The sequence below is a fragment of the Agrobacterium sp. AGB01 genome, assembly GCF_014851585.1.
Taxonomy (GTDB): domain Bacteria; phylum Pseudomonadota; class Alphaproteobacteria; order Rhizobiales; family Rhizobiaceae; genus Agrobacterium.
Map to the genome: position 1 here is coordinate 743,307 of NZ_JACVAB010000001.1, position 26,272 is coordinate 769,578.

The window sequence follows — 26,272 nt, forward strand, 5'->3', positions numbered from 1 at the left end:
CGCTCCTTTCAGAATAACAAATCGCGGCGCTTTTAGACCATGCGGCGGTTAAGCTCAACCTGCTTGCTTTTGTTGCTCGACAAGCTCTGCACCGCATTCTATGGGAAAGCATGGCTCCTAAAGAACCCCGCAAGCCGGATGATACAATCGCGGCGCGTATCGCACGCAGTCTCGGCGACCGGATCGTTCGTGGTGAATTGTCGCCGGGTGAGCGGCTGCGGCAGGATCATATTGCTGAAGAGTTCGGTGCCAGTCACGTCCCTGTGCGTGAGGCTTTTCGGAGGCTTGAAGCGCAAGGGCTTGCCATCAGCCTGCCGCGACGCGGCGTAAGGGTTGCAGATTTCGGTCTGAACGAAGTCCGCGAAGTTGCTGAAATGCGCGCGGCTCTCGAGGTTCTGGCCTTGCGACACGCCATTCCGCACATGACTGCCGCCATTCTTGATGAGGCTGAGGCCGCAACGGCCGAAGGCGACAGCGCGGCGGATGTGCGAAGCTGGGAGGCGGCAAACCGGCGCTTTCACCGGTTGATCATAACGCCTTGCGGCATGCCGCGATTGCTTGAAACGATCGACGGGCTGCATGCGGCGAGCGCGCGTTTCCTGTTTTCCGCTTGGCGTGCCGGATGGGAGCGCCGTACAGACCATGACCATCGCGCTATCCTGAATGCCTTGCGTTCTGGCAGGGGAGAGGAAGCTGTGCGTATTCTCGATGGTCACGTGCAATGGATTGGCCGAACCGCAATACGCACACCAGCCGGCTCCACGAAGGATGCCTTTGCTATCGTCGGATAAAATTATAGATAATTTTATTTCCGCGTAATTCACTGTAAATAAAGCCATTTATTGAAATATCTCCACAGCCTCCTGGTGAAGGTGCGTGCTATTTTTCAAGTTTTGAAGATTCCATTTGGTTCTTGGACGGTTTGATCCTTATAAATTCAGAATTATCTATAATTTTGAAAAGGAAAGATAATGTCAGGAAAAGTATCTGCTTTGAACGGTCGACTTATCGATAATCTCGAAAAGACTCTGTTTGGGAAAGTCGTCCTCGTGGTTGCCGGCACGCTGGTGTTGGCAATCGCATCACAGATTTCGGTGCCCATGGTCCCTGTGCCAATCACCATGCAGACATTTGCTGTGACGATGATTGGAGCGCTTTATGGATGGCGATTGGGCGGGCTGACAGTTTTGGCATGGCTCGCTGAGGCGATGGTCGGTTTTCCCGTTCTTGCCGAGTTCAAGTCGGGCATTGCACCCTTCATGGGGCCGACCGCAGGATACCTCGTGGCATTTCCGCTAATGGCGATATTTGTCGGTTTCCTCACTGAAAAGGGCATATCGGCCAATCGGTTGTTTGCCGGCTTTTCATTGCACCTTGCCGCGAACCTGCTTTGCCTGCTCTTGGGATGGATGTGGCTGGCACAGGTGATCGGCGCTGAAAAAGCCTGGATCGCCGGTGTTGTACCATTCCTGATCGGCGCGGTCCTTAAATCTGCTCTGGCAGCAACGCTGCTCAAGGCAACCATAGGCCGGGTAAAGACCTCTTGAGTATACGTCTGCGCGGGCATCATCTGCTCTGCATGTTGACCTTTGTCGGTGAGGGCTACACGACGGCCTTCACCGATAATTATCGCAAAATCGCCAAACGGCTGTCTGCCGGTGAGACAATCGAGATTGTCGATGGACCGGACGATATATGCCAGCCCTTGCTCTGCAGTCAGGGCGCGCATTGTTACAAGGAAAGTGTCGTGCAGCGCGATATTGCTGCATTGGATGCGGTTGGGCGGTTGCTCGGGAAAACACTGTTGATTAGTGATACGCTGAAACCCGACCACGTGTTTCTGTCACGTTTGCGGTTGGCATTTTCACACAATTCGATTCGCAAAGCCTGCCATGATTGCGAATGGAGTTCGCTTTGTGACAAGGTTGCCGCCTCCGGTTTCAAGGGCGTGAAAATCATCTCTGAAACCGTCGAACCCGCTGCGTGCCATGGTTAATGGCACGCTCGCTTCTTCTATTTGTCACACTGCGATGACCAACTGAATACAAATGAAATAATGCTTTTTTGTCAGATATTTGCGTTTTTCTGTTCCGCATTCAGTCTTTGATAACCATCTTCGGTAACCATAGGCATCAGTTCAGTTCGAGTAAGCGTATGGAGCGAGTACCGATGGCATCAGTTTATCCGCTGGCCGATTTTCGGCGTGCCGGTTTTGATCGTGCAGGGCAGGAGGATGCCTGGAAAGACAGCATCATCAAGGGCGATTGCGTAGCAGCTCTTGAAGCACTGCCGAGCCAGTCGGTCGATGCGATTTTTGCCGATCCACCCTATAATCTTCAGCTTGGCGGCACATTGCATCGTCCGGATCAGTCTGTTGTCGACGCCGTTGACAATGACTGGGACCAGTTCGCTTCGTTTGAGGCTTATGATGCTTTTACACGTGCATGGCTTCTCGCCTGCCGCCGTGTGTTGAAGCCCAATGGCACGATCTGGGTTATTGGCTCCTACCACAATATTTTCCGCGTCGGTGCGATGTTGCAGGATCTCAACTTCTGGCTCCTCAACGATATCGTCTGGCGCAAAACCAACCCGATGCCGAACTTCAAGGGTCGCCGGTTCCAGAACGCACATGAAACCATGATCTGGGCCAGCCGCGATTCCAAGGCCAAAGGCTATACCTTCAACTACGAAGCGCTGAAGGCATCTAACGATGACGTGCAGATGCGTTCCGATTGGCTGTTCCCGATCTGCAGCGGGCATGAGCGCCTGAAAGGCGAAGACGGCAAGAAGGTTCATCCGACGCAGAAGCCGGAAGCATTGCTGGCGCGTGTCATCATGTCCTCGACCAAGCCGGGCGATATCATTCTCGATCCATTCTTCGGTTCTGGTACCACCGGTGCCGTTGCCAAGCGTTTGGGACGCCATTTCGTCGGCATTGAGCGTGAACAGGATTACATTGATGCAGCTTCCGCTCGCATCGCTTCGGTAGAGCCGCTGGGTAAAGCCGAATTGACGGTTATGACTGGCAAGCGTGCTGAACCACGTGTCGCGTTCAATACGCTGCTTGAAAGTGGACTTGTTCGTCCAGGCCAGGTTCTGACCGATGTGAAGCGCCGTTATAGCGCCATTATTCGTGCGGATGGTACGATTGCTTCAGGCGGTGATGCGGGCTCAATTCACCGGCTTGGAGCCAAGGTGCAAGGGCTGGATGCCTGCAATGGCTGGATGTTCTGGCACTTTGAAGATGGTGCTGACCTCAAGCCTATCGATGAATTGAGAAGTGTCATTCGTTCTGAACTGGCAAAGGTAGAATAAACGATCCACCGCCGCGCCTGTCTGCCAGTTTCTCTTTCCGGTGTAAGTACCTCTAGTCCCGGAAGGAGATGAACGGCCCCCGAAGCGAAAGCCTCGGGGGCCGCTCTGTTTATAAGCTATTTCTGTATAGTGCTGAAATGTTGGTCATATAAGTATTGCTTTAGATAACAAAACCATGACAGTTTCACACAAGCCTGTGTCTTTATCTCTGTTTTCAGAGGAGACATGGCGAGTTGCGAAAGCATAAACGTCTCACGCATGAATTCTGAAATCCTGCCGTTTACGGCTGGACTGACGCAGGTGGGAGACCGCCATTTCCTGCCTGCGTCAGATATTCGCTCACAGCACGCCGTGCGCTTTCAAATCTTCTCTCAGCTTTTCAATGCCGGTAAAATGCACTGCCTGCCATCCGGCCTTGCGTGCGCCTTCGACATTCGGATAGGAATCGTCGATAAACAATGTGGCCGAAGGCTCCAGATTAAAAGCCTTGTGATGTGTTTCGTAAATCGCGACATCGGGCTTTATCAATCCAACATCGCCGGAAACGGTGACCCCACGTGGCCGTTTCAAAAATGGGTACATTTCCTGCGCCTGCCGGAATGTGTCCGACGCAAAGTTGGTCAGCATCGTCACGTCACGACCGTCCTCGATCAGTCCAAGCATGATCGCAACGGACTCGTCATAGGCGTGCGATACCATTTCATGCCAGTTTTCGCGAAACGCACGGATATGTGCTTCTTTTTCCGGATGCTCTGCAATCAGCAACGCTTCAGCATCCTGCCAGGTGCGACCTCTGTCCTGCTCCAGATTCCATTCATGCGTACATACATTCTCGAAAAACCACTGGCGCTCTTCCTTGTTGGGAATGATGCGGCTGTAGGGAATGTCAGGATCGTAGTGGATGAGTACTTTGCCAATATCGAAAACAATATGCCGAATAGTCTGGGTCATGCAGAGGTCCTGTTATGATCGAAAGCAAACGGAATAGCCTGTTTGATCGCTTTTTTCATGACTGTTGGCAGCGCTTGCGCATCAAGATTTATGACTGGCTCCCACCATCCGTCATTGACATGATTTTCGCTGTCCGCAGGAATTTTTGCCCGGTAGATCGAAAGTCTCAATTCAAAATGGGTAAAGACATGCACGATTGCGCCTGCGGCCTCCCAGTCCGCTGGCAACGGCGCTTCTTCGGTCCCCGTCGTGCCGTCGATCCTCGCTGTCCAACCCGTTGTTGGCACTTCTGTCATGCCACCCAGCAAGCCGCTTTCAATCCGCCGCCGCAACAGAATCTCGCCGCTGTCATTGACAGCAATAAAGGCTGCACCGAGCCGCACCGGCTTGTCTTTTTTGGGTGCCTTGACCGGAAAGCGCTCCGGATTGTCAGTGGCAAGCGCCAGACAGTGCTCGTTGAACGGACAGAGTGCGCAGGCCGGACGCTTCGGCGTACAGATAGTAGCACCCAGATCCATCATCGCTTGCGCAAAATCGCCGGGACGGCCGGCCGGCGTCAGCGCAACGACCTTGGCTTTCATGGCCGGTTTTGAAGATGGCAAGGGCGCGTCGATGACAAAGAGCCGCGAGATAACACGCTCGACGTTACCGTCCATCACGGCAGCCTGCCGATTAAAGGCGATCGCTGCGACGGCGGCAGCGGTATAATCACCAATACCGGGCAGGGCTCTCAAGCCATCTTCATTGTCCGGAAATATACCGGCATGGTCACGGGCAACGGTTTCGGCGCATTTCCGCAAATTACGCGCACGTGCGTAGTAACCGAGCCCGGCCCAAGCGGCCATCACATCTTCAACCGGTGCATCAGCCAGATCGGTAACGGTTGGCCAGGCGGCCAGGAATTTTGCGAAATAGGGTTTTACCGCCTGCACGGTCGTCTGTTGCAACATCACCTCAGACAGCCAAACGTGATAAGGGTTAGCTGTGACACCTTTTGCTGCCATGGCAGGGGATGTGCGCCATGGGAGTTCCCTGTGATGCCTGTCATACCATCGCAATAGCAGGTCGGATAATGCTGGACGGTCGTTCGTGAGGAGCATTGCACCTTTTCCGCGATATTTATGTCACGCGACACCCCTGGTGGAAACTGTTTTCAACGGAAAAGCAGGGATATGTCACTGGTAATGGCGCATTCTTTAAACTATGCCAACCATCTCATATAGGGCCATGCAAATCTTAGTCAATGAAAGTGGAATTGATGAAGCCTCTGTCAATGAATGCAAACAACCATGTGTTCATTATTGCCGTGGCGGCCTTGGCAGGTGTCGGCGGCTCGGTCACGACGATCCTGTTGATAGCCTCCGTTGTCTGGGCGATTGTTTCTCTTTCTCTGAAACGTTTTCCGCCAGCCTTTTCCAGACAGGATCTTTTCCTGATTATACCGGCCATCGTCTACGTTCTGGTGCAGCTCCTCGCCATGATCATCAATTCGGATACCGGTTTGATGCCTGCACTGCGCAAGCTGGCACCATTGCTGCCGTTCTTGCTGTTCTGGCTGATGCTGCCGCGTCTGCGCATTACGTCAGGAAGGACCCTTTTTGAGAGTTTTGTCCTGGGTGCGGCGATCTGTGGCATCCTCGCTTTGCCCATTGCCATGTGGCAGGGCGTTATTCTGCGGACTCGTGCAGAGGGCGGAGCGGGTAATGCGCTGCCATTTGCCCTGATTTGCGCTCTGTTTTCAGTGCTTGCATTGTTGAACCTGCTGTCTGAGGTCAAATGGCGCAAGATTGTTGGTTTCATTGGCTTTGTGGCTGGCTTCGTCTGTCTGCTGCTGTCTCAGTCACGCGGCATGTTGCCGGCAACCGTCCTTGCTATCGCTTTGTTCGCAATGTTTTTCCCAGCCACTATCAAGCCGTGGCTGAATATCAAGGGTGCGCTTATTCTGGCTGTTGTTGCCGTGATCATCGTGTGGTTCGGCATCAGCAGTGCCGATAGAATTCGCGATACGATTACCTATATGACCAGCGAAAATGCCACTGCAACCGACACATCATACAGTGTCCGGATGGACTTATGGAAATATGGCCTTGAGTTGGTTCAGCAGAACCCGGTTTTTGGTTATGGTGTTCAAAACAGACGTGCGCTGATCGAACAGACCGGACTGCAGTTCACCCACTTCCACAATGGTTTTCTGACGGCGATGGTTGATTCAGGTATCGTCGGTTTCCTGTCTTTGGTCGCGTTGCTCTGCGCACCGCTTCTGGCCGCGATCAATGCCGCTCGTGATGATTTTTATCGCCAGCGCCTGTTTGTCGCTATCGTTTTGACTGCTACATATGTGGTTGGCGGCATGACGAACTTCATCTTCGGCCACGATATCTACGACAGTATTTTCCTGTGGTCGGCGCTGGTTATTTTTGTCACTCTGCCAGTCAAAACTGAAGAGAACACGAAGGGAAATGTGCGTGGCACCGTTTAAGGGACGCAGACCATCTGTTGTCCAGATATCGGAAGTGGCCAACGGTATCATCGACCCGGTGCTGGCGCGCCGGGCAGGGATCAGCACCGCCCTGCTTGGTTCCTGGGATGAAATTGCCGGTGAAGATTTTGCCGACTGCACCCGTCCTGAAAAAATTGCCTGGCCGCGACGCGACGATGCATCCGACGGCAGCGGTTATCAACCCGGTGTTCTGACGATTGCCTGCGAAGGCGCACGTGCGCTTTTCCTGACCCATGCGCAAGGTGAACTGATTGCCCGTATCAATGGATTTTTCGGTTATCCCGCCGTGCGCCAGATCCGTATTGTGCAAAAGCCCGTTTCGCAGGCGATACTGCGCAAGAAAAAACCGCAGCCATTAAAGGGAGACGCCGCAAAGCGTCTTCACGACATGATGGAAGGTATTGAAAGCGAACAGCTTCGCAAGGCGGTGGAGCGATTGGGCACCGCAGTGTTGCAGAAACCTGCGCGCGGACGTTCTTGATCAACGGCAATAGTGTCGGAAAATACTTCCGAATGTGCACTGATATTTTAGCGAAACGAGCTTTGGTCACAATTCTTTGACAATAAGAATGAGAATGGCTGCTTGTTATGAACAGGCCGCCGCGATATCGGAAATACAGACATATCGAGTCTTCACACGAACAGGTGCTTCAATGCCTTCTTCCGAACTTACCATGACCCGCCGTAATCTTCTTGGCAGCGTTGCTTTGGCAGCGGTTTGCGTAACCTTGCCGATTTCGCTGGTTGCGGATTACGCAAGCGCGCAGGAACTGCCGCAATCCATTGGCGATGTGGATATGACGGAAGTGCTCAAGCCTGGCCCTCTGCCAGACAAGGCGCTTGGTGATGCCAACGCACCAGTCAAGATCGTGGAATACATGTCCATGACTTGCCCGCATTGCGCAAACTTCCACAACAACACCTTCGACAAGATCAAGGAAAAGTACATCGACTCCGGTAAGGTGTACTTCGTTATCCGCGAATTCCCGTTCGATCCGCGTGCTGCTGCGGCCTTTATGCTGGCCCGTTGCGCTCCTGAAAACCAGTATTACCCATTCGTCTCCATGCTGTTTAAGCAGCAGCAGACATGGGCGACAGCACAGGATGCACGCGCCGCATTGCTGCAAATGTCGAAACTTGCCGGTTTTTCACAGGAGAGCTTCGAAGCCTGCTTGACGAACCAGAAGCTTCTGGATGATGTGAACGCAACGATGCAGCGTGGTGCTGGCGAGTTTGGTGTAAACTCTACGCCAACCTTCATCATCAACGGCAAGAAGTATGCTGGAGACATGTCGCTTGAATCCATGTCGGCCCTTATCGACAGCCTTAGCTAAACGACGTTCCACTCAAATGACGGGCGGCGGATCATTCCGTTCGCCCGTTTTTTATTGCTTATGCGCTGCCGGGGATAACGATCAATGAAGTTCAACAAGCTACGCCTTGTCGGCTTCAAGTCGTTTGTCGAACCATCCGAGTTCATCATTGAGCCGGGACTGACTGGTGTTGTCGGTCCGAACGGCTGCGGAAAATCCAACCTTGTTGAAGCGTTGCGTTGGGTGATGGGGGAAAACTCCTACAAGAACATGCGCGCCTCCGGAATGGATGACGTCATCTTTTCAGGTTCCGGAAATCGTCCGGCCCGCAACACCGCCGAAGTTGGCCTTTATCTCGACAATGCAGACCGCACGGCACCTGCGGCGTTTAATGATGCAGACGAAATTCAGGTGACGCGACGCATTGAGCGCGAAAATGGCTCGGTCTATCGCATCAATGGTAAGGAAGCCCGCGCCAAGGACGTGCAACTGCTGTTTGCTGATGCATCAACCGGTGCCCGCTCTCCATCGATGGTCGGGCAGGGGCGCATTGGCGAGTTGATTAACGCCAAACCGCAGGCCCGCCGTCAGTTGCTGGAAGAGGCAGCCGGTATTTCCGGTTTGCATTCCAGACGCCATGAGGCGGAACTGCGCCTGCGCGCTGCAGAAACCAATCTTGAACGTTTGGAAGATGTAACGGCGCAGCTGGAAAGCCAGATTGAGAGCCTGAAACGTCAGGCCCGTCAGGCAAATCGCTTCAAGAGCCTGTCTGCCGATATTCGTGCCCGCGAGGCCATGTTGCTGCACATCCGTTGGGTGGAAGCCAAGCAGGCGGAAGGCGAAGCCGAAAGCGCACTCAATCAGGCCACTGTTCTGGTTGCTGAAAAAGCCCAGAAGCAAATGGAGGCGGCCAAGGAACAAGGCATTGCCAGCCTGAAGCTGCCGGAATTACGCGAGAATGAAGCGCGTGCCGCAGCCGCCTTGCAGCGCCTGCAGATTGCCCGAACCCAGCTTGATGAGGAAGCAGGCCGCCTGCTCAGACGTCGCGATGAACTGACCAGACGCTTGGCACAACTGGGAGAAGACATCGCCCGCGAAGAGCGGCTGGTTGCCGACAATGCCCAGATCCTGACACGGCTGGATGCCGAAGAGGCCGAGCTGGTCGAGACACTGGCCGATAGCGGGCGTTATGCCGAGGAAACGCGCGAAGCCTTTGAGGCGGCCGCAGCAAAGCTCAGCGAAAGCGAAAATGCCGCGACGGCACTGACGGCCCAGCGCGCGGAAGCGGCTGCTGCCCGTACCCAGCTTGAACGCGCCATTCGTGATCTCGCCGACCGAAAGATGCGCCTTGAAAAACAGGCGCAGGACGCGTCCTCCGAACTGGACGCCATCTCCGAAAAACTGTCTTTGCTGCCGGACCCCGCTGAAAAGCGCTCGGTGGTCGAGGCGGCGGAAGATGCGGTCAGTGACGCGCAGATTGCGGTTGAAGAGGCCGAAACGGCACTGACGGAAGCGCGCAGTGGTGAGGCCATGGCGCGTGCACCGGTGGATGCGGCGCGGGCGCGGGTAAACGGTCTTGAAACCGAAGCCCGCACCATTTCACGCATGCTGGCGGCAGGCGCAAGTTCTGGTACATTTACGCCGATCGCTGAAGAATTGACGGTTGGCAAGGGTTTTGAGGTAGCTCTTGGCGCGGCCCTTGGCGATGATCTTGAAAGCTCACTTGATCCGGCGGCTCCGACCTATTGGAGCCTCAGCGGTGACGCGAGTGCTGATCCTGCGCTGCCAACCGGACTTGCCTCTCTGGCCGAACATGTAAAGGGTCCGGCGGTCCTGTCGCGAGCGCTCAAGCAGATCGGCATTGTCGCAAACATTGAAGACGCACTTCGCCTGATGCCGAAGCTGCAAACCGGCCAACGGCTTGTGACGCGTGAAGGTGCGGTGTTCCGTTGGGACGGCCATGTCACCGGCGCAGATGCCCCGGGGACGGCCGCCCTGCGGCTTGCGCAGAAAAACCGTCTGGCTGAGCTGGAAGGCGAGATGGAAGAAGCGCGTTTTGCGCTCTCGGAAGCCGAAGAACTGCTTGCGGCGACGGCGGATGAAATTCGCCTAGCCGATATTCGCCTGAATGAAGCGCGCGAAATGAGCCGTCTTGCCGTGCGGCATCTGGCGGAATCGCGTGACGCGCTGTCCAGTGCAGAGCGCGCCTCCGGTGACCTGATGCGCCGTCGCGATATCGTCAGCGAAGCCGTCAACCAGATTCGGTCGCAGATCGAAGAGGTTGTCATTCAGGAAGAAAATGCGCGTATCGAAATGGATGATGCGCCTGATCTGACGCTGATCGATACCCGTTTGCGCGAAGTCCAGATGGAGGTAGCGACCGATCGTGGCCTGTTGGCCGAAGCCCGCGCCCGTCACGAAGGTCTGAACAGGGAAGCCGAAGCCCGTCAGCGCCGTATCAACGCCATCGCGCAGGAGCGCAGTACCTGGCAGGCACGTGTTGCCAGCGCTTCCGATCATATTTCGACCTTGCGTGAACGTGAGGAAGAAGCCCGCGAAGAAATGCTCGATCTCGAGGTCGCGCCAGAAGAGTTCGATGAAAAACGCCGAGCGCTTTTGACGGAACTGCAAAAGACTGAAGAGGCCCGCCGTCTGGCCGCTGACCAGCTGGTGCATGCGGAAAATCTGCAACGTGAAGCAGACCGCACGGCTGCAACGGCACTGTCAGAACTGGCGGAGGCCCGCGAGCGTCGCGGTAGAACCGAAGAACGTCTGGTATCTGCGCGCGAAAGACGCCAGGAAACCGAACATCGTATTCAGGAGACGCTGAATGTCGGTCCACATCAGGCCTACCGCCTGACGGGCCTTGCCGCTGATGCAGCGCTGCCTGATTTGCGCGAAGTGGAGCGTGAACTTGATCGCCTCAAGATCGAACGCGAAAGACTGGGCGCGGTTAACCTGCGTGCCGACGAAGAACAAGCAGAACTGTCGGAAAAACTGACCGCGCTGGTCAAGGAACGCGATGACATCATCGATGCCATCAAGAAACTGCGCGCCGGTATCCAGAGCTTGAACCGCGAAGGACGAGAGCGTTTGATCGCTGCCTTCGACGTGGTCAATGGCCAATTCCAGCGGCTGTTCACGCACCTGTTCGGCGGTGGCACTGCGGAACTGCAATTGATTGAATCGGAAGACCCGCTGGAAGCCGGCTTGGAAATTCTTGCCCGCCCGCCCGGCAAAAAGCCGCAGACGATGACGCTGCTTTCAGGTGGCGAGCAGGCATTGACGGCAATGGCGCTGATCTTCGCTGTGTTCCTGACCAACCCGGCGCCGATTTGTGTGCTGGACGAGGTGGACGCACCGCTGGATGACCACAACGTCGAGCGTTACTGCAACCTTATGGATGAAATGGTGGCGTCAACCGCAACGCGGTTTGTCATCATCACCCATAACCCGATCACCATGGCCCGCATGAACAGGTTGTTCGGTGTGACCATGGCAGAGCAGGGTGTGTCGCAACTCGTGTCGGTCGATCTTCAGGCAGCAGAGCGGCTTGTCGAGGTTGCGTGATCAGGCCTTTTGCAGTCTGAGACCGGTTCCCCAGGGATCGACAGCTTCAACATCGCCATTCTCAAGCTGGGAAATCTTGTAACCTGCTGCCTCAAGACGGGCCTGCTGCTGCTTGATGTCAGCCGCGTCGGTGATCGTCAGCGAGAACCAGGCAAGCCCGGTCTGTTTGTCATCGCGCAATTCGGCGCCCCGGCTGTTCCAGGTGTTGATAGCGACATGGTGATGATACCGCCCGGAAGACAGGAAGGCAGCGTCCTCACGGTTGCCGCGTGTTGAGGCGAGACCCACTGCATTTTCATAAAACGCACGGCCCTTGGCGATATCGCCGACCCGCAAATGCATGTGCCCGATACGCAGATTATCCGGCGCGATCGTATAATCGTCCTTTGTTGTATCGGTCAGCGCGACGATGTCGTCGATATCAAGCTCCTTGGTGCCCATGGTCACCACATCGCCATCCCACTGCCAGCTGTCCTTCTGACGGTCACTGTAGACTTCGATGCCGTTGCCTTCGGGGTCGTTCAGGTAAACGGCTTCGCTGACATTGTGGTCGGCAAAACCGGTAACCGGTGCCTGCATTCTTGCGACATGCACAAGCCAGCGGGCAAGATCCTTGCGGGTGGGCATCAGGTAGGCGATGTGGAATAGGCCCGCAGCACTCTGGCTCTCAAATTCCGCCTCCGGCATGTGAATGAGATGCAGCAGCGCGGTGCCACCGGCACCAACAATGACGGTGTTGCCGTTGCGTGCAATCTCGGTGAAGCCCATCACCTGCCGGTAATAGGCAAGCATGTTATCAAGGTTTTTTACCCGGATTGCGGCCTCGCGGATATGCATTGGCGTGGTCAGCGCAAACGGCATGGCATCGGTGGAAAGGGTCAAGTTGGTCATGCCTTCGGCTTTGACAGCACCGGCCAGGGCAGCACTGGCAGATGTCACGCCAGCAAGTTTCAGAATATGTCTGCGGGAAAGGTTCATGGAAAAAATCCGGAAGTGAGATTGATTTCCCTTACGCCGCGTTTTGTGCTCTTGCATCTCACGAATGCGTCAACCGTTTACCGAAAATTCGTGATCCTGAGAGGCAAGGCATGCAATCGCCTCATTTCTGTTGCACTGCGCCGAAGCAGTTATACGGTATCGATTTTAAATAGCCGGATGATGCTATAAAGATTTGAAAAACAAGACCGCTTCTGGGTGGAGAGCGTTGATGAAGAAATGGGTCTACACCTTTGGCAACGGGGCAGCCGAAGGCAGGGCGAGTGACGTCGAGATCCTTGGCGGCAAAGGGGCAAATCTTGCCGAAATGGCAAGTCTCGGCCTGCCGGTGCCACCTGGCCTGACCATCATCAGCGAAGCATGTGGCTGGTATCACGTCAACGGCCGCGATCTGCCTGACGATCTTAAACAACAGGTCATGACAGGTATTGCCGACATGGAGGCCATGTCGGGTCGCAAATTTGGCTGCGGTTCGCAACCTTTGCTGCTTTCAGTTCGGTCTGGCGCGAAAGTCTCGATGCCCGGCATGATGGATACTGTCCTCAATCTCGGCCTCAATGATCAAACCGTGGAGGCGCTGGGCCATGATGCTGGTGACGCACGTTTTGCCTGGGACAGCTATCGCCGCTTTATCCAGATGTATGCCGATGTGGTCATGGGCCTCGACCACGAGGTTTTTGAGGAGGTGCTAGAAGATGAAAAGGCACGCCTCGGTTATGAATATGACACCGAGCTTTCCGCCGTCGAATGGCAGCACATCGTCACGCTCTACAAACAGATCATTGAAGATGAGCTGGACGAGGTATTCCCGCAGAACACCGAAGTGCAGTTATGGGGAGCCATCAAGGCTGTTTTTGCCAGCTGGATGAACCCGCGTGCCGTCACCTACCGGCAGCTTCACAATATTCCGGCAGCCTGGGGAACCGCGGTCAATGTCCAGGCCATGGTGTTCGGCAACCTTGGCTCTACTTCGGCAACCGGTGTTGCTTTCACGCGCAATCCATCAACCGGAGAAAAAGCCCTTTACGGCGAGTTTCTGGTCAATGCGCAGGGTGAAGATGTCGTGTCCGGCATTCGCACACCGCAATCAATTACCGAAGAAGGCCGTATTGCATCCGGATCGGACAAGCCGTCCATGGAAAAATTGATGCCGGAGGCGTTCGAAGAATTTGCCGGCATCTGCGGCGATCTCGAGCGGCATTACTGCGATTTGCAGGACATGGAGTTTACCATTGAGCGTGGCAAGCTTTGGATGCTGCAGACCCGCGCCGGCAAACGCACGACACGTGCCGCGCTCAAAATTGCTGTCGATATGGTGGATGAAGGGCTGATCTCCCGTCATGAAGCAGTATCGCGCATCGAGCCCTCCTCGCTGGACCAGCTTTTGCACCCGACGATTGATCCGCGCTCGCAGCGTCCTGTCATCGGCTCCGGTCTGCCTGCCTCCCCTGGAGCTGCCACCGGTGAAATCGTCTTTACCGCAGAGGCAGCCGTTGCTGCGGATGCAGAAGGTCGCAGCGTCATTCTGGTGCGTATGGAAACCAGTCCTGAAGATATTCACGGCATGCATGCCGCAGGCGGTATCCTGACGACACGCGGCGGCATGACCAGCCACGCGGCCGTTGTTGCACGCGGCATGGGTATTCCCTGTGTCTCCGGTGCCGGTTCCATGCGTGTTGATTTGCGCAACAACACGCTGGTTGGGCTGGGCTGTGTGCTCAAAAAGGGTGACATTATCACCATTGACGGTTCCTCCGGGCAGGTATTGCGCGGTGAAGTGCCGATGGTACAGCCGGAGTTGTCAGGTGATTTTGCCCGCTTGATGTCATGGGCGGATGAAGCACGCCGTATGACAGTTCGTACCAATGCCGATACCCCGCAGGATGCACGTGCTGCCCGTGCCTTCGGTGCGGAAGGCATTGGCCTTTGTCGTACCGAGCACATGTTCTTTGAGGAAGACCGCATTCACTCCATGCGGGAAATGATCCTTGCCGACAGTGAAGAGGGCAGGCGGGTCGCACTCGACCGGCTGTTGCCCATGCAGCGGTCCGACTTTACCGAAATATTCAAGATCATGCATGGCCTGCCGGTGACCATCCGTCTGCTGGACCCGCCCTTGCACGAATTCCTGCCAAAGACCGATGGCGAAATCGTTGAAGTTGCGGCGGCCATGGGCATGCCGCAAACCGTATTCCGTCAACGGCTGGATGCTTTGCACGAGTTTAACCCGATGCTCGGCCATCGCGGGTGTCGCCTTGCCATTTCCTATCCTGAAATTGCGGAAATGCAGGCGCGGGCGATCTTTGAAGCGGCCGTTGCCGCAGCCAAGGAAACTGGCGCACCTGTGGTGCCGGAAATCATGGTGCCACTGGTTGGCTTGCGCTCAGAACTTGATTATGTGCGTGCCTGCATCGATCGCATCGCTGCCTGCGTGGCGGAAGAAACCGGTGTGAAAATCGATTATCTCACCGGCACGATGATCGAACTGCCGCGTGCCGCCTTGCGCGCTCATATCATTGCCGAAGCGGCCGAATTCTTCTCGTTCGGTACCAACGACTTGACGCAGACGACCTTCGGTATTTCGCGTGACGATGCGGCGCGGTTCATCACGACCTATCAGCGCAAGGGTATCATTGAGCGTGATCCGTTCATTTCGCTCGATTTTGACGGGGTTGGCGAATTGATCCGTATTGCTGCCGAGCGCGGCAGGCAGACCAAAAGCGATCTAAAGCTCGGTATCTGTGGCGAGCATGGTGGCGACCCGGCATCGATCCATTTCTGCGAAGATGCGGGGCTGGATTATGTGTCTTGCTCGCCGTTCCGTGTGCCGATTGCACGGCTGGCCGCCGCGCAGGCTACTATAGCGGCGAGGGCATTGTCCGCCTGACTGGCGGTTCGCGCTAAGACGACTTCTGCACGATCACCCGGCGTTCAATAACCACCGGTTGGCGGAAGAACATGTCGTTCTGCCGTTGTTGCCAACTGCGTGCTTCTGCACGACGGTCCAGATCGATATCAAGCAGGCATCTGGACATGGCATCTGTTCCGACTTTGAAACCATAACCGCGGCAGGTCGCCTCGTCGGCAGCACGCCGCTCTTCCGGTGTCATGGTTTGGCAGGACGCCAACGTCACTGCCGCACAAAACAAGCCGATGAGAGAGAAAATACGCATCTGAACACCTCCAATGCCGAATGGCCGTGATGCACATTTTCTACAACGAATAGAATGGCATCTGGTTCGACTGATACGCCCGTTTGATCGCTTTCGGAAGAATTTCTTTTGTCGTCACGTTTGCCGCAACGCGAATCCGGTCTATTTACTGGCAGATGGTGATTCTTGGGCCATTGGTCTGACCATCCGTTGCCGGATGGCAGGCTTCATATAACGACTGAAAAATATCCGGGTGGCTGTTTCCATGGCTGTGCGCTTCGTTCGACCTGTTTCCCGTGCTGCCGCTGCCTCGCGTTATTTCGGCCTTGTCGCACTGTGCCTATTTGTATTTGCCGTGCCGCTGTTCCGGTTCGGGCCACTCACCATGCCGGACTTTGTCAGCCTGGTGCTGATTTCTGCAGGCCTGGCGCTTGTCGCAGTGCTTTTGGCATTTTTTGGTCTTTATCGGCTGTGGATGACAGGGGCAAAGGGCGGTCGATCTGCCTTCAAAGCCATCCTGTTATCGGCTTTGCCTTTGGGCGTCGCGATTTGGGCAGGTTTTCTCTATTGGCAAAACCCTGTTCTTTACGATGTCTCGACCGATACCACTGATATCCCTGAATGGATCGAGGTGCCCACGGCCAACCAGCAATGGTTTTCCCGTCCGCCAATTACAGCCGAAACGAGGGTGGAACAGGCTGAAGCCTATCCCGGTTTGACCGGGAGGCGTTATGAAGGTGCTGTGGACCGTATCTATCAGGCGGCACGTAAAGTCGCGACGGCGCAAGGCATCCGTATCACCGAGACACGTGGACTTGCAGGCGCCATTCCTGACCAGCCGGAAGCGTTGCCTGCGCCGGAAGAAAATCTATCGGGTGAGACATTGAATGACGAGCCACCGGCAAATGTGCCGGTACCGCTGTCGAGACCGGCGGATGCGCCGCGACCGATGTTTGGAACGGGCGGCGATGTGCTGGTGCAGGGTGCGACACGCTCCTTCATCCTTGGTGCGCGTTTTGATGTCCTGTTGCGACTGCGGGAAGAAACGGAAACGACGCTGGTCGATATTCGCGTTGCCTCACGTTTTGGCCGGCATGATCTCGGGACAAGCGCCAGTCTGGCGGAAGCCTATCTGCTGGCGCTGGATGCTGAGATGCTCGGCATATCGGGGGACTGATCCCTTAAGCATTACGTCGGGAAATAAAGCCCTGACAGCAATGGCGGGCCATCGGTTTGCACACGCCCCTTTTCAAGCAGGTCTTCCAGATGCGCCAGAACCGAAAGAGCTGCAGCGCCGTGCAGACGCGGATCAGTGCTCTGGTAGATAACCTTGACCATGTCGGGAATCCTGCGGTCACCAGCCTTTATCCGCTCCAGAACGGCCCGTTCGCGCATACGACGATGGGTCCTCAATCCTCGCATAAAGGAAGAGGGGTCTTTCACCGGGCCACCATGGCCGGGCAGGAACAGCCTGTCGTCTCGCTCCAGCAGCTTTTCCAGTGACGCCATATAGTCGCTCATCGCGCCATCCGGTGGTGCCACAATGGTGGTTGCCCAGGCCATGACATGGTCGGCGGAAAATACGATGCCGGTACCGTCAAGCGCAAAGGACGCATGGTTTGCGGTATGGCCGGGTGTGTGCAGCGCCGTCAACGTCCAGCCATCACCTGATATGCTCTCATTGTCGCCAATGGCGATATCCGGCGCGAAGGTGTAGTCGGAGCTTTCTGAAAACGGGTTGCGTTCATCGGCATGCAGCGGACGTGCAGATCGGTGTGGACCTTCAGCCACGACGATGGCACCGGTGGCATCTTTCAACCGGGCAGCAAGCGGCGAGTGGTCGCGGTGTGTATGGCTGACAAAAATATGGCTGACTTCCCGACCTTTCAGGGCGTCGATCAGAGCTTGGAAATGCGCGTCATCTTCCGGGCCGGGATCGATAACTGCAACCGATCGGTTACCAACAATGTAGCTGTTGGTGCCATGAAAGGTAAACGGCGAAGGGTTGTTGACGGTAATCCGCTGGACATGATCGCTCACCGGAATGGCTGTACCATAGGCGGGCAGAAATTCGCGGCTGAATTCCGGGTCTGGCATCTGTCTGGCTAACGCCCTTATTTGTATTCGATTTCGATAAATGACATTGGCTCGTTACCAGCATTGACGACATTGTGCGAAACGCCTGCCTCCCGCCGATACGGCATGCCGCGCGGTGTGTCGACGCGACGGCTGCCATTTTCATCCTCGATCAGGAAATGGCAATCGGTCATCGGCACAACAACGTAACCAAGCCCGTGGGTATGGTGGCCGGTATCGGCACCGGGCTCAAAGTCCCAACGGATGATCCGCACGACATCGTCATCAAGCAGTGTGGTTGGCGTGGCTGGGGGACGTGCGCTGTATTTGCTCATGTGCGCTTTCAAGCAAAATGATCGGCAATATCGGTTGCTTTATGAACTACCATGAAGATGGTCCGGTCCTAACAAGAAATATTGCAGTTCTGCAAACTTAATGATTGCCGCTGCCCTTATGCTTTGCTAATCAGGCGCCACTCGAATAGCAGCGCTTCGCCCTGCTGTTTTGTTGGGGCGTCGCCAAGCGGTAAGGCACCGGTTTTTGGTACCGGCATTCCCAGGTTCGAATCCTGGCGCCCCAGCCACATTTTTCCAAGATGATTTTGAGTTTTAAGTCTGCTGATCAATCGGTCGGGCAGCGTCAATAACATTACGGCCCCGATGTTACTGCGGGGCCGTATTGGTCTTTGGATATATTACTCAGCAGTCAGGAATTCTGCGCAGTAACTCGGGCCGTTCACGCCTGGGCGGTCGGCAACCGGGCGGATCGAGCGGATGGTGTAATCTTCCGAAGCTGTGATCTGCACGGTGCACGACAGGTAGAGCGTGCGGGCTGGTGCAGTCTGCTTGCCACGCTTGCCGTCCTTAGTCTGCTCAAACTGCGCAGGAACGCGTGTGTTTTTGTATCCGCCGCGCCATGTGTAAAGCGTTTCGCTGCCAGATGCCGTGTCGCTGATCGGCGGGCCGTATTTTGCGAAAAATACGCCTGCGGACTGTCCCTTCCAGCGGCTTTCGATTGGATTTGTTGCTGGCAGTGACGTTGTGGTGCAGGCGGTGAGGGCAACAGCCAGCCCTGCCAGCATTACGCTGCGAAATCGCATGGTCGAGATCCTTTTGAATTTTGTCCGGCTGATTGCCGTTTATGTGCGTCGCCTAGCAGATTTGTTGCGTCGAATGGAGTGTTTTGCGAGTGCTAATGTGCGATTTATTGACGGAATTGCTTTTTTGTAACGTTTGCACCCGGCTGAAAATTGCGGATGCGCAAGCCCAAACGAAATGAGCAAAGAACCATCATAAAATTTACACAAAAGCTGCGTTGTCCGCTTGTGGAACTTTTTAGGCTGGTCTATAGAGTGCCGCAGGTAACGGAGTGTAGCGCAGTCTGGTAGCGCATCTGGTTTGGGACCAGAGGGTCGGGAGTTCGAATCTCTCCACTCCGACCATATTATCCCATAAAATCAACTATTTTTACCTGCGACTTCAGTGGGTTGGCGTGTTCTATTTCGCCTCCGCGCACAGTTTGCAAACGCGCTTTTTGCTCTCCCCAGATTATAACTCATGGCTTGATGACCGACTGGTGTCGGTCGGGTCGCGCTCTTCTTCACCATTGTGGTTGATGTCGCCAATAGCGCAAAAATTATCACAATTTTAACCTATTGGCACCTTGGTTAAAGAGTTGTTAACCATGTTCGGTTGTATTGCATGCAACCTCTCATAGCTCATGACGAGCATCTCACAATTTTTCCATGAGCTATTATGACCAGCATTCTTACGAACGTTGGAGCGATGTCTGCACTCCAGACGTTGCGCGCCATCGATTCCAGTCTTCGGCAAGCACAGAACGAGACCTCTTCAGGTCTGCGTATTTCGTCTGCGTCTGACAATGCTGCCTACTGGTCGATTGCGACCACCATGCGATCGGACAACGTGGCGCTGTCTGCCGTCACCGATGCTCTGGGTCTTGGCGCTGCGAAGGTTGATACGGCCTATGCTGGAACCAGTTCGGTTGTTGATGTGCTCAAACAGTTCAAAGCCCGTCTGGTGGCTGCGAAGGAGGAGGGCCTGGACCGCTCCAAGATCCAGGAAGAGCTGACGCAGTTGAATGCGCAGGCCGAGAGCATCGTGGCGTCTTCAAGCTTCAGCGGTGCCAACTGGCTGAACACCGACGCGACAACCCATCTGATGGAAACGGACAGCCTGACATCATCAGTGGTTTCCGCTTTCGTCAGATCAAGCGACGGTTCGGTTGCCGTCAAGACGACAGAGGTCGATCTGAAAAGCATCAGCATGCTTAATGCCGGCGGCGGTGGCATTCTGCAGAAAGATCTCGGCGGCGTGAGCGACATGGGCGGTTTTGCCAATGCCAACATGAATGCCTATGCCCATAACGGCCACGAAACCCACGAATTTACAGGACCTGCTACGTTTGATGTTGGCGACTTCATCGAGTTCTCGGTGTTGATCGACGCGTTCGACACCGACGCCGGTGTAACGGTCAACAATTTGAGAATAGACAAGAGCGTGATTGACAACGCCCTTGGTACGACCACCGGCACTATCAACAATGCCTACGACATGACACGTGTGTTGCAGCAGGTGTTCGATGATAACAGCGTTCCCTTGTGGGCTGTAAGGCCGTCGACTTATACGTCCTTCGGTAACTCTGCCACCCGCTTCGAAATTGGTTCGCTTGAGACTTCGGGGCGTAATGGTTCAAGCGTGGACATCGTCGGGGTAAGCTCAAGTTTTGCGGTGGGACATCCAGCAGGTTTTGCGCTGGGGCTCGAGGATGCGCCATCCAACAATCACGACAACATGTTCCCCAAGGGCACTCTCAGCTTCACCGAAGGGTTCATGGTTTCGGCAACTGCGGAAATCCGCTTTGACGTTGAGGTCAATGGTGGTGGCGTGCAGACAATGCTCATCAACAAGGCAGTCGTTGATGCGGCCCTTGGCACAACAGATGGATATATCGGCGACCGCCACGAACTGGCGACTGTGCTTGCCTATGTGACGGCAGGTACCGGCGTCACGGTCATATCCAATGATCTGGAATATCCAGGCGTTGTCGTCTTCATGGCTGATCCGGCGATGTATCCCGAAGCCGGAAACCGGGCAGCAAGGTTCAACGTTTCAAACGTGCGCACCAACCTGCCATTCTCGCTGGATTTTGACCTCGCCGAGATCGATGTCACCTCCACCCGTTTCAAGATCGATAAATACATTGAGGGTGTCGAGCACATGTTGCGCGAGGCGATTGACAGCGCCGCGACACTTGGAGCGCTTTCCATGCGTATCGACATGCAGAGCGAATTCGCTAACCGGCTTTCCCAGTCTATCAGTCAGGGCGTCGTCCGGCTTGTCGATGCCGACATGAACGAAGTCTCGACGCGCCTCAAAGCGCTCCAGACACAGCAGCAGCTGGCAATCCAGGCGCTGTCGATCGCCAACTCCAACTCCGAAAATATCGCGCAACTGTTCCGCTGATCAACCGGCAAACTGAGATCTTGGAGGCCAAACCGTCATGCCATTGGATGACGCTTGAGGAAGTCCGTGACAGCTTGCCGAAACAGCGGGTGGGATGGAGCGTTGCCGTGAGTGGCGCCATCAATTTCCACATGCTCGATTTGCGGGATGCGGCTCTTGAGTTCCCGCATGGCTTCCGCCTGCCAGTCCAGTGAACCGATAATGCCGAGAACCGGCAGCGACGTCCTTTCGATACTCGCCTTCATCTCCTCAAGGGTCACGGTATGGTCAGGCATCGAGCGTTTGATGGCTGAAAGCGACAGTGCATCCTTGCCCGCGAGCCTCTGGCGCGAAATCTCAATAACCTGCTCTGGGCCGGGTTTGGGCGAACCAGTCCACATGCGCAATATGTGCTTTGTCATTGCACCATTGGCCAGTTCATCCGCCTCGTCAGAGATAGCCTGAAGTTCTGCGGCCGTAAAATTCCAGCGTCCGACCCCGCCGCCGAGTGTCAGGCTTGCCATGCGCTCGGGCGCGATAGTCAGTGTTTGAGCGGCGATATGCGCACCAAGCGAATAGGCTAGAATATGCGCGCGTTCCAGCTTCAGATGATCCATCAGGCGCAACACATCCAGCGCCATTTCCCGGCCGTAGTCTTCGCGGCGGTGCAGGCTTTGGCTGTTGCCATGGCCGCGATTATCGAGGGCGATGACGCGAAACTGGCTCGGCAACGCGTCTAAAACGCCATCTTTGCCCCACTGGGTAGCGGTGCTGGAGGTGTAGCCATGGGTCAGAATAACCGGTTCGCCTTCTCCAGCTTCACCAAAAGCAAGGCGGGCATTGCCGGATTGAAAAAAATGATCTGTGGTCATCATATGCGTGTTCATTTCCGTAAAATTGTTTGCGAATACTCTACGATATTTTGAAGGGACGAAAACGAGTTTCCATCACTTGCGAGCAATACAGTGTTTGGGTTGGTTTATGATGATCTAATACTGTACCCCCATTTATGGGGGTGTGGCACATAATGCGTTTTCTTTTAAATATTATGAACAGAAGCGATTCAAGTTCCGGCCGATAATATTCCATCTACAACGTTGCAGTTCGAAGATGCGGTTGAAATAGGGTAATTACACCGGGATCGTTCTCCAGAGGTGCATGATTGACATTACGCAACAAACGCACGGCGCGTGAAAAGATTACCTTGCAGCACGTCGCAGAAAAAGCAGGTGTCAGTGCAATAACCGTTTCAAGAGCATTGCGGGAGCCCGACAAGGTTTCCGAGACATTGCGTGAGATGATTCTGCAAATTGTAGCGGAGATGGGTTACGTTCCCGATCTTGCAGCGCGGGCCCTTGCGCGTGGCAGCAGTGGTTTCATTGGCGTGCTTGTTCCATCCCTGTCACATGCTGCCGTACTAAGTGTGGTGCGTGGTATCGAGGAGCGGGTAAGGGGCAGTGATTACAGCATCCAATATGCCAATACCCATTATGATCTGGCCGAAGAAATTGCCAAGATCCGCCTGTTTGCCGCGCAGCGTCCGGCCGGTATCATTCTGGCCGGGGTGGAAGATCACGGCAGTATGGAAGCGCTCATGCGTGAGGCCGCATGCCCCATCGTGCAAACTGTTGATGTCAGTTTTCCATTGTCGGAATTTGCGGTGGCGATTGACCACCGAAGTGCGGCACGAGCCGCAACACGGCACATGCTGGCGCAGGGCTATCGTCGTTTCGCACTGATCGGTGGCGGCAATGATTTCCGGGTCCGACAGCGCCAGATGGGCTATTGCGAGGCGATGCGCGATGCTGGCCTATACGACGAAAAACTGGTGTTCTGGGAGGATACGCCGCCAAGCCCAAGACTCGGCTCTCGCCTCGCGCGCGCTTTCATTGAGGCCGTGCCAGACGCTGATGGTGTATTATGTCACAGCGATGATGTGGCGCTGGGTGTTATTTTTGAGGCTCAACGTCTCGGCATCCGTATCCCCGAAGATTTCGGAATCTGCGGCTTTAACGATCTGGACTTTGCGAGCGTTACTGAACCGCCGCTGACGACGGTGCGTATTCCGCGTTTCGAGATGGGTTACCGCGCTGCCGACATGCTGCTGACGCTGGCGGCCGGAAAAAAGGTTGAAGAGAAGATCGTCAGCCTCGACTATCAGTTTGTCGAGCGGCAAACCACGCGGCGACTGCGCAGCCCTGTATCAATCTGAAATAAGTCTCTGAACTGCTTTGGAACCTTTTCCATCGCCTTGTCGTTATTTATTCGAACAAGCAAGGAGGTAGAAACATGTTACGAGCAATGCTTCTGTGGGCCATGGGCGTACCGTTTGTTGTTGTGCTTTTGATCTGGATGTTCTTCCTGCACTAGTAGGAATACTTGAAGATCTCCAAACCAAATGCGGTATGCCGTAACAGGCAAAAATCAAAAAGCCACCTTCCGAGGAAGGTGGCTTTTGTATTGGCTGAACGCAGAACCTCAGCTCAGATCATTGATGATCCGGTTGGCCGTGGTTGCATTTGTCCGGCGAACGTCAATGTCATCACGGCGGTTCGCAAACAGCTCGCTCGACAGCAACTTTTCAGCCAGATCTGCTGGCAGTGATAGGATCACCCGTTCATTGCTGCCCAAAGCGCTAACATCGCTGCGCTTGGATACGATCATGCCACCGGCAACCGTGTTGTTGCTGTCCGGGTCGATCAGGATAAACGAGCCGGTTGCACGGTTCAGTTCATAGGGGTCGAAGATCGCAGTCTCATCAAAGGACAGATGCACCTTGCCGATGGCATTCATTGCCAGTGCGGTCGAATGTTCCTGCCATTTGCCGTTCTTGAGGTCGAGTTGCGAAACCGGCTCAACCGTTACACGCTGGCGGCGACTGCCGCTTTTCAGCCAGTAACGTTTATTGGGCTCAATGCCACCGGGTTGCAGGGCAACCAGTTGCGCATCAAAGGCAAGCCCGGCATGCGGCTGGCCGTCAATCGAGCTGATGACATCGCCACGGGAAATGTCGACCTGCCGGTCAAGCACCAGTGTGACGGCGTCACCTGCCACAGCAGCGTTGCGCACCAGATCAAACGTCACGATCTGCTTGACATTGGCAACCGTCCCGGACGGCAGAATGACGACGGAGTCACCCGGCTTGACTGAGCCACCGGCAATCGTGCCCTGATAACCACGGAAGCTTTCGCCCGGACGCGATACGCGCTGAACTGGCATGCGGAAACCAACGGTTTGCGAGGAGCGAACAGTGGCCAGTTCCAGTGTTTCGACCAAAGTCGGACCATCATACCATGGCATGGCGGCATGACCGCTCAACACCACGTTTTCGCCCTTCAGCGCAGACATGGGAATCGCGGTAATCTGCTTTACACCCAGCGACAGCGCAAATTCGCGGAAGTCATGGGCAATAAGCTCAAAGCCGGCCTTATCGTAATTGGTCAGGTCGATCTTGTTGATCGCCAATACAAACTGCTTGATGCCCATCAGGGCAGCAATCGTCGCATGACGGCGGGTCTGCTCAAGAATGCCGACGCGGGCGTCGATCAGCAGAATGGCGAGATCGGCCGTGGATGCACCGGTTGCCATGTTGCGCGTATACTGCTCGTGACCGGGCGTGTCAGCGACGATAAAGGCGCGTTTTTCGGTCGAGAAATAACGATAGGCGACATCAATAGTGATGCCTTGTTCGCGCTCGGCCTGAAGACCATCCAGCAACAATGCAAAGTCCGGCAGACCAAGGTCGTTCTGCTTGCCGCTGTCACGACGTAGCGTTGCAGCCTGATCTTCCTTCACAGCCTTGGTGTCCCAAAGTAGGCGGCCGATCAGGGTCGATTTTCCATCATCCACGCTACCGCAGGTAATCAGGCGCAAGGGGCGCGTGTCACGCACTGCCTTGACCGGTTCTGCAAACGGCAGAATTGTAGCGGAGGTGGTTTCGTTATGGGAGGCCATATCAGAAATATCCTTCGCGTTTCTTCTTTTCCATGGAGCCGGACTGGTCACGGTCAATGGCGCGGCCTTGCCGTTCGGAAACAGTCGCAATTTCCAGCTCGTCGATAACTTCTGTCAGCGTCGTCGCTGTGGAGCGGATGGCGCCGGTCAGCGGGAAGCAGCCGAGTGTACGGAAGCGGATCATGCCTTCCTGCTTCACTTCGCCGGGCAGCAGTTCCAGACGCTCATCTTCCGCCAGGATCATCATGCCATCGCGCTCAACATAGGGGCGCGTCTTGGCGTAATAGAGTGGCACCAGCGGAATGTTTTCCGCCTGAATGTAACGCCAGATATCGACTTCCGTCCAGTTGGACAGCGGGAAGGCGCGTACGCTTTCGCCACGCTTGATCATGCCGTTATAGATGTTCCACAGTTCCGGGCGCTGGTTGCGTGGGTCCCAGCGGTGATCTGGCGTGCGGAACGAGTAGATACGTTCCTTTGCGCGGCTTGCTTCTTCGTCGCGGCGTGCACCACCGAATGCAGCATCGAATTTGCCGGCATCCAGCGCCTGCTTCAGCGCTTCGGTTTTCATGATGTCGGTGTAAAGCGAACCGTGGGTAAACGGCGAAATCTTCTCGGCATCACCACGCGGGTTGGTGTGGGAAATCAGGTCGAGATCATATTCCTTGACCATGCGGTCACGGAACTCGATCATTTCCTTGAACTTCCAACCGGTGTTGACGTGCAACAGCGGGAAGGGCACGCGACCAGGGAAAAATGCCTTGCGCGCCAAATGCAGCAGGACAGACGAGTCCTTGCCGATGGAATACAGCATCACAGGATTTTCGAACTCGGCTGCAACTTCACGGAAAATGTGAATGGCTTCGTTTTCAAGGGCTTTCAGATGGGGATCAAGAGGCGGCTTGGGTGCAAGCGGGCTTTTGCTTTCCGTTTCCGGAAGGGCACTAGACATGTAAAAACTCCGGGATTTCTGAATTCTGA

General features: G+C 55.2%; 22 protein-coding genes and 2 tRNA genes. 14 read left to right on the forward strand and 10 right to left on the reverse strand.

Going from position 1 to position 26,272, the window contains the following annotated elements:
- The first annotated feature begins 110 nt into the window (after nucleotides 1–110).
- The 4 genes from IB237_RS03470 to IB237_RS03485 all read left to right on the forward strand — a co-directional run bounded on the left by IB237_RS03470 (nucleotide 111) and on the right by IB237_RS03485 (nucleotide 3,315).
- Nucleotides 111–791 (forward strand): GntR family transcriptional regulator, encoded by a 681-nt coding sequence (locus IB237_RS03470; RefSeq protein ID WP_192487193.1) that lies wholly within the window; start codon nucleotides 111–113, stop codon nucleotides 789–791.
- A gap of 180 nt (nucleotides 792–971) precedes the next feature.
- Nucleotides 972–1,547 carry a biotin transporter BioY gene (locus IB237_RS03475; RefSeq protein WP_192487194.1) on the forward strand — a complete coding sequence of 192 codons (576 nt, stop codon included), beginning with the start codon at nucleotides 972–974 and terminating at the stop codon, nucleotides 1,545–1,547.
- Nucleotides 1,544–1,996, forward strand: coding sequence for a DUF1284 domain-containing protein (locus IB237_RS03480; protein ID WP_192487195.1), 453 nt, complete (start codon nucleotides 1,544–1,546; stop codon nucleotides 1,994–1,996). The genes IB237_RS03475 and IB237_RS03480 overlap by 4 nt, the downstream gene beginning before the upstream one ends.
- Nucleotides 1,997–2,169: 173 nt before the next feature.
- Complete coding sequence (locus tag IB237_RS03485; RefSeq protein ID WP_192487196.1) at nucleotides 2,170–3,315, forward strand: site-specific DNA-methyltransferase; 1,146 nt, start codon at nucleotides 2,170–2,172, stop codon at nucleotides 3,313–3,315.
- A 339-nt stretch (nucleotides 3,316–3,654) separates the two neighbouring features.
- On the opposite strand, the gene IB237_RS03490 is transcribed toward IB237_RS03485, so the two are convergent.
- Together IB237_RS03490 and mutY are read right to left on the reverse strand one after the other, a co-directional pair.
- Nucleotides 3,655–4,266, reverse strand: coding sequence for an HAD family phosphatase (locus IB237_RS03490; protein WP_192487197.1), 612 nt, complete (start codon nucleotides 4,264–4,266; stop codon nucleotides 3,655–3,657).
- Entirely contained in the window at nucleotides 4,263–5,366 is a 1,104-nt protein-coding gene (gene mutY / locus IB237_RS03495; RefSeq protein ID WP_192487198.1) for an A/G-specific adenine glycosylase, read from the reverse strand. Before mutY ends, IB237_RS03490 begins: the two co-directional genes overlap by 4 nt.
- 158 nt (nucleotides 5,367–5,524) lie before the next feature.
- Here mutY and IB237_RS03500 point away from each other — a divergent pair, with 158 nt between their 5' ends.
- The 4 genes from IB237_RS03500 to smc all read left to right on the forward strand — a co-directional run bounded on the left by IB237_RS03500 (nucleotide 5,525) and on the right by smc (nucleotide 11,649).
- The gene (locus tag IB237_RS03500; RefSeq protein ID WP_192487199.1) at nucleotides 5,525–6,745 is read left to right on the forward strand and encodes an O-antigen ligase; all 1,221 of its coding nucleotides are present in this window, start codon (nucleotides 5,525–5,527) and stop codon (nucleotides 6,743–6,745) included.
- A complete protein-coding gene (locus IB237_RS03505) occupies nucleotides 6,726–7,247 on the forward strand; it encodes a DUF721 domain-containing protein (RefSeq protein ID WP_192487200.1) in 522 nt (173 codons plus the stop codon). Before IB237_RS03500 ends, IB237_RS03505 begins: the two co-directional genes overlap by 20 nt.
- Before the next feature lie 172 nt (nucleotides 7,248–7,419).
- Complete coding sequence (locus IB237_RS03510) at nucleotides 7,420–8,100, forward strand: DsbA family protein (RefSeq protein ID WP_192487201.1); 681 nt, start codon at nucleotides 7,420–7,422, stop codon at nucleotides 8,098–8,100.
- 84 nt (nucleotides 8,101–8,184) lie between these two features.
- Nucleotides 8,185–11,649 (forward strand): chromosome segregation protein SMC, encoded by a 3,465-nt coding sequence (gene smc, locus IB237_RS03515; protein WP_192487202.1) that lies wholly within the window; start codon nucleotides 8,185–8,187, stop codon nucleotides 11,647–11,649.
- Here smc and IB237_RS03520 read toward each other — a convergent pair whose 3' ends face one another.
- Nucleotides 11,650–12,627, reverse strand: coding sequence for a VOC family protein (locus tag IB237_RS03520; protein ID WP_192487203.1), 978 nt, complete (start codon nucleotides 12,625–12,627; stop codon nucleotides 11,650–11,652).
- A gap of 229 nt (nucleotides 12,628–12,856) precedes the next feature.
- On the opposite strand from IB237_RS03520, the gene ppdK reads away from it, so the two are divergent.
- Nucleotides 12,857–15,532 (forward strand): pyruvate, phosphate dikinase, encoded by a 2,676-nt coding sequence (ppdK, locus tag IB237_RS03525; protein ID WP_192487204.1) that lies wholly within the window; start codon nucleotides 12,857–12,859, stop codon nucleotides 15,530–15,532.
- Between the two features lie 13 nt (nucleotides 15,533–15,545).
- Here the strand turns inward: ppdK and IB237_RS03530 are convergent, their stop codons facing one another.
- Nucleotides 15,546–15,818, reverse strand: coding sequence for a hypothetical protein (locus IB237_RS03530; protein WP_192487205.1), 273 nt, complete (start codon nucleotides 15,816–15,818; stop codon nucleotides 15,546–15,548).
- Between the two features lie 244 nt (nucleotides 15,819–16,062).
- Between IB237_RS03530 and IB237_RS03535 the strand changes: the two genes are divergently transcribed.
- On the forward strand, nucleotides 16,063–16,974 hold the full coding sequence (locus IB237_RS03535) for a DUF1499 domain-containing protein (protein WP_192487206.1): 912 nt from the start codon (nucleotides 16,063–16,065) through the stop codon (nucleotides 16,972–16,974).
- A gap of 11 nt (nucleotides 16,975–16,985) precedes the next feature.
- Here the strand turns inward: IB237_RS03535 and IB237_RS03540 are convergent, their stop codons facing one another.
- Complete coding sequence (locus tag IB237_RS03540; RefSeq protein WP_192487207.1) at nucleotides 16,986–17,894, reverse strand: MBL fold metallo-hydrolase; 909 nt, start codon at nucleotides 17,892–17,894, stop codon at nucleotides 16,986–16,988.
- Nucleotides 17,895–17,911: 17 nt separating this feature from the next.
- Nucleotides 17,912–18,208 carry a cupin gene (locus tag IB237_RS03545; RefSeq protein WP_192487208.1) on the reverse strand — a complete coding sequence of 99 codons (297 nt, stop codon included), beginning with the start codon at nucleotides 18,206–18,208 and terminating at the stop codon, nucleotides 17,912–17,914.
- 173 nt (nucleotides 18,209–18,381) lie between these two features.
- Between IB237_RS03545 and IB237_RS03550 the strand changes: the two genes are divergently transcribed.
- A tRNA-Gln gene (locus IB237_RS03550) sits at nucleotides 18,382–18,456 on the forward strand.
- Nucleotides 18,457–18,567: 111 nt separating this feature from the next.
- On the opposite strand, the gene IB237_RS03555 is transcribed toward IB237_RS03550, so the two are convergent.
- The gene (locus tag IB237_RS03555; RefSeq protein ID WP_192487209.1) at nucleotides 18,568–18,972 is read right to left on the reverse strand and encodes a hypothetical protein; all 405 of its coding nucleotides are present in this window, start codon (nucleotides 18,970–18,972) and stop codon (nucleotides 18,568–18,570) included.
- A gap of 265 nt (nucleotides 18,973–19,237) precedes the next feature.
- On the opposite strand from IB237_RS03555, the gene IB237_RS03560 reads away from it, so the two are divergent.
- Together IB237_RS03560 and IB237_RS03565 are read left to right on the forward strand one after the other, a co-directional pair.
- Nucleotides 19,238–19,314, forward strand: a tRNA-Pro gene (locus IB237_RS03560).
- Between the two features lie 313 nt (nucleotides 19,315–19,627).
- Nucleotides 19,628–21,358, forward strand: a complete 1,731-nt coding sequence (locus IB237_RS03565) for a flagellin (RefSeq protein ID WP_192487210.1) — start codon at nucleotides 19,628–19,630, stop codon at nucleotides 21,356–21,358.
- 35 nt (nucleotides 21,359–21,393) lie between these two features.
- Here IB237_RS03565 and IB237_RS03570 read toward each other — a convergent pair whose 3' ends face one another.
- Entirely contained in the window at nucleotides 21,394–22,212 is an 819-nt protein-coding gene (locus tag IB237_RS03570) for an alpha/beta fold hydrolase (protein ID WP_192487211.1), read from the reverse strand.
- 287 nt (nucleotides 22,213–22,499) lie between these two features.
- On the opposite strand from IB237_RS03570, the gene IB237_RS03575 reads away from it, so the two are divergent.
- Complete coding sequence (locus IB237_RS03575; protein WP_210323806.1) at nucleotides 22,500–23,549, forward strand: LacI family DNA-binding transcriptional regulator; 1,050 nt, start codon at nucleotides 22,500–22,502, stop codon at nucleotides 23,547–23,549.
- Nucleotides 23,550–23,815: 266 nt separating this feature from the next.
- On the opposite strand, the gene cysN is transcribed toward IB237_RS03575, so the two are convergent.
- Both cysN and cysD read right to left on the reverse strand, forming a co-directional pair.
- Nucleotides 23,816–25,291, reverse strand: a complete 1,476-nt coding sequence (cysN, locus tag IB237_RS03580; protein WP_192487212.1) for a sulfate adenylyltransferase subunit CysN — start codon at nucleotides 25,289–25,291, stop codon at nucleotides 23,816–23,818.
- A 1-nt stretch (nucleotide 25,292) separates the two neighbouring features.
- Complete coding sequence (gene cysD, locus IB237_RS03585) at nucleotides 25,293–26,243, reverse strand: sulfate adenylyltransferase subunit CysD (protein WP_192487213.1); 951 nt, start codon at nucleotides 26,241–26,243, stop codon at nucleotides 25,293–25,295.
- Nucleotides 26,244–26,272 lie beyond the last annotated feature (29 nt).

Bases quoted from the DNA above. Each gene is read 5' to 3' on its own strand.
- IB237_RS03470 (WP_192487193.1), top strand. From the start codon at position 111: ATGGCTCCTAAAGAACCCCGCAAGCCGGATGATACAATCGCGGCGCGT.
- IB237_RS03475 (WP_192487194.1), top strand. From the start codon at position 972: ATGTCAGGAAAAGTATCTGCTTTGAACGGTCGACTTATCGATAATCTC.
- IB237_RS03485 (WP_192487196.1), top strand. From the start codon at position 2,170: ATGGCATCAGTTTATCCGCTGGCCGATTTTCGGCGTGCCGGTTTTGAT.
- IB237_RS03490 (WP_192487197.1), bottom strand. From the start codon at position 4,266: ATGACCCAGACTATTCGGCATATTGTTTTCGATATTGGCAAAGTACTC.
- mutY (WP_192487198.1), bottom strand. From the start codon at position 5,366: ATGCTCCTCACGAACGACCGTCCAGCATTATCCGACCTGCTATTGCGA.
- IB237_RS03500 (WP_192487199.1), top strand. From the start codon at position 5,525: ATGAAGCCTCTGTCAATGAATGCAAACAACCATGTGTTCATTATTGCC.
- IB237_RS03505 (WP_192487200.1), top strand. From the start codon at position 6,726: ATGTGCGTGGCACCGTTTAAGGGACGCAGACCATCTGTTGTCCAGATA.
- IB237_RS03510 (WP_192487201.1), top strand. From the start codon at position 7,420: ATGCCTTCTTCCGAACTTACCATGACCCGCCGTAATCTTCTTGGCAGC.
- smc (WP_192487202.1), top strand. From the start codon at position 8,185: ATGAAGTTCAACAAGCTACGCCTTGTCGGCTTCAAGTCGTTTGTCGAA.
- IB237_RS03520 (WP_192487203.1), bottom strand. From the start codon at position 12,627: ATGAACCTTTCCCGCAGACATATTCTGAAACTTGCTGGCGTGACATCT.
- ppdK (WP_192487204.1), top strand. From the start codon at position 12,857: ATGAAGAAATGGGTCTACACCTTTGGCAACGGGGCAGCCGAAGGCAGG.
- IB237_RS03530 (WP_192487205.1), bottom strand. From the start codon at position 15,818: ATGCGTATTTTCTCTCTCATCGGCTTGTTTTGTGCGGCAGTGACGTTG.
- IB237_RS03535 (WP_192487206.1), top strand. From the start codon at position 16,063: ATGGCTGTGCGCTTCGTTCGACCTGTTTCCCGTGCTGCCGCTGCCTCG.
- IB237_RS03540 (WP_192487207.1), bottom strand. From the start codon at position 17,894: ATGCCAGACCCGGAATTCAGCCGCGAATTTCTGCCCGCCTATGGTACA.
- IB237_RS03545 (WP_192487208.1), bottom strand. From the start codon at position 18,208: ATGAGCAAATACAGCGCACGTCCCCCAGCCACGCCAACCACACTGCTT.
- IB237_RS03555 (WP_192487209.1), bottom strand. From the start codon at position 18,972: ATGCGATTTCGCAGCGTAATGCTGGCAGGGCTGGCTGTTGCCCTCACC.
- IB237_RS03565 (WP_192487210.1), top strand. From the start codon at position 19,628: ATGACCAGCATTCTTACGAACGTTGGAGCGATGTCTGCACTCCAGACG.
- IB237_RS03570 (WP_192487211.1), bottom strand. From the start codon at position 22,212: ATGATGACCACAGATCATTTTTTTCAATCCGGCAATGCCCGCCTTGCT.
- cysN (WP_192487212.1), bottom strand. From the start codon at position 25,291: ATGGCCTCCCATAACGAAACCACCTCCGCTACAATTCTGCCGTTTGCA.
- cysD (WP_192487213.1), bottom strand. From the start codon at position 26,243: ATGTCTAGTGCCCTTCCGGAAACGGAAAGCAAAAGCCCGCTTGCACCC.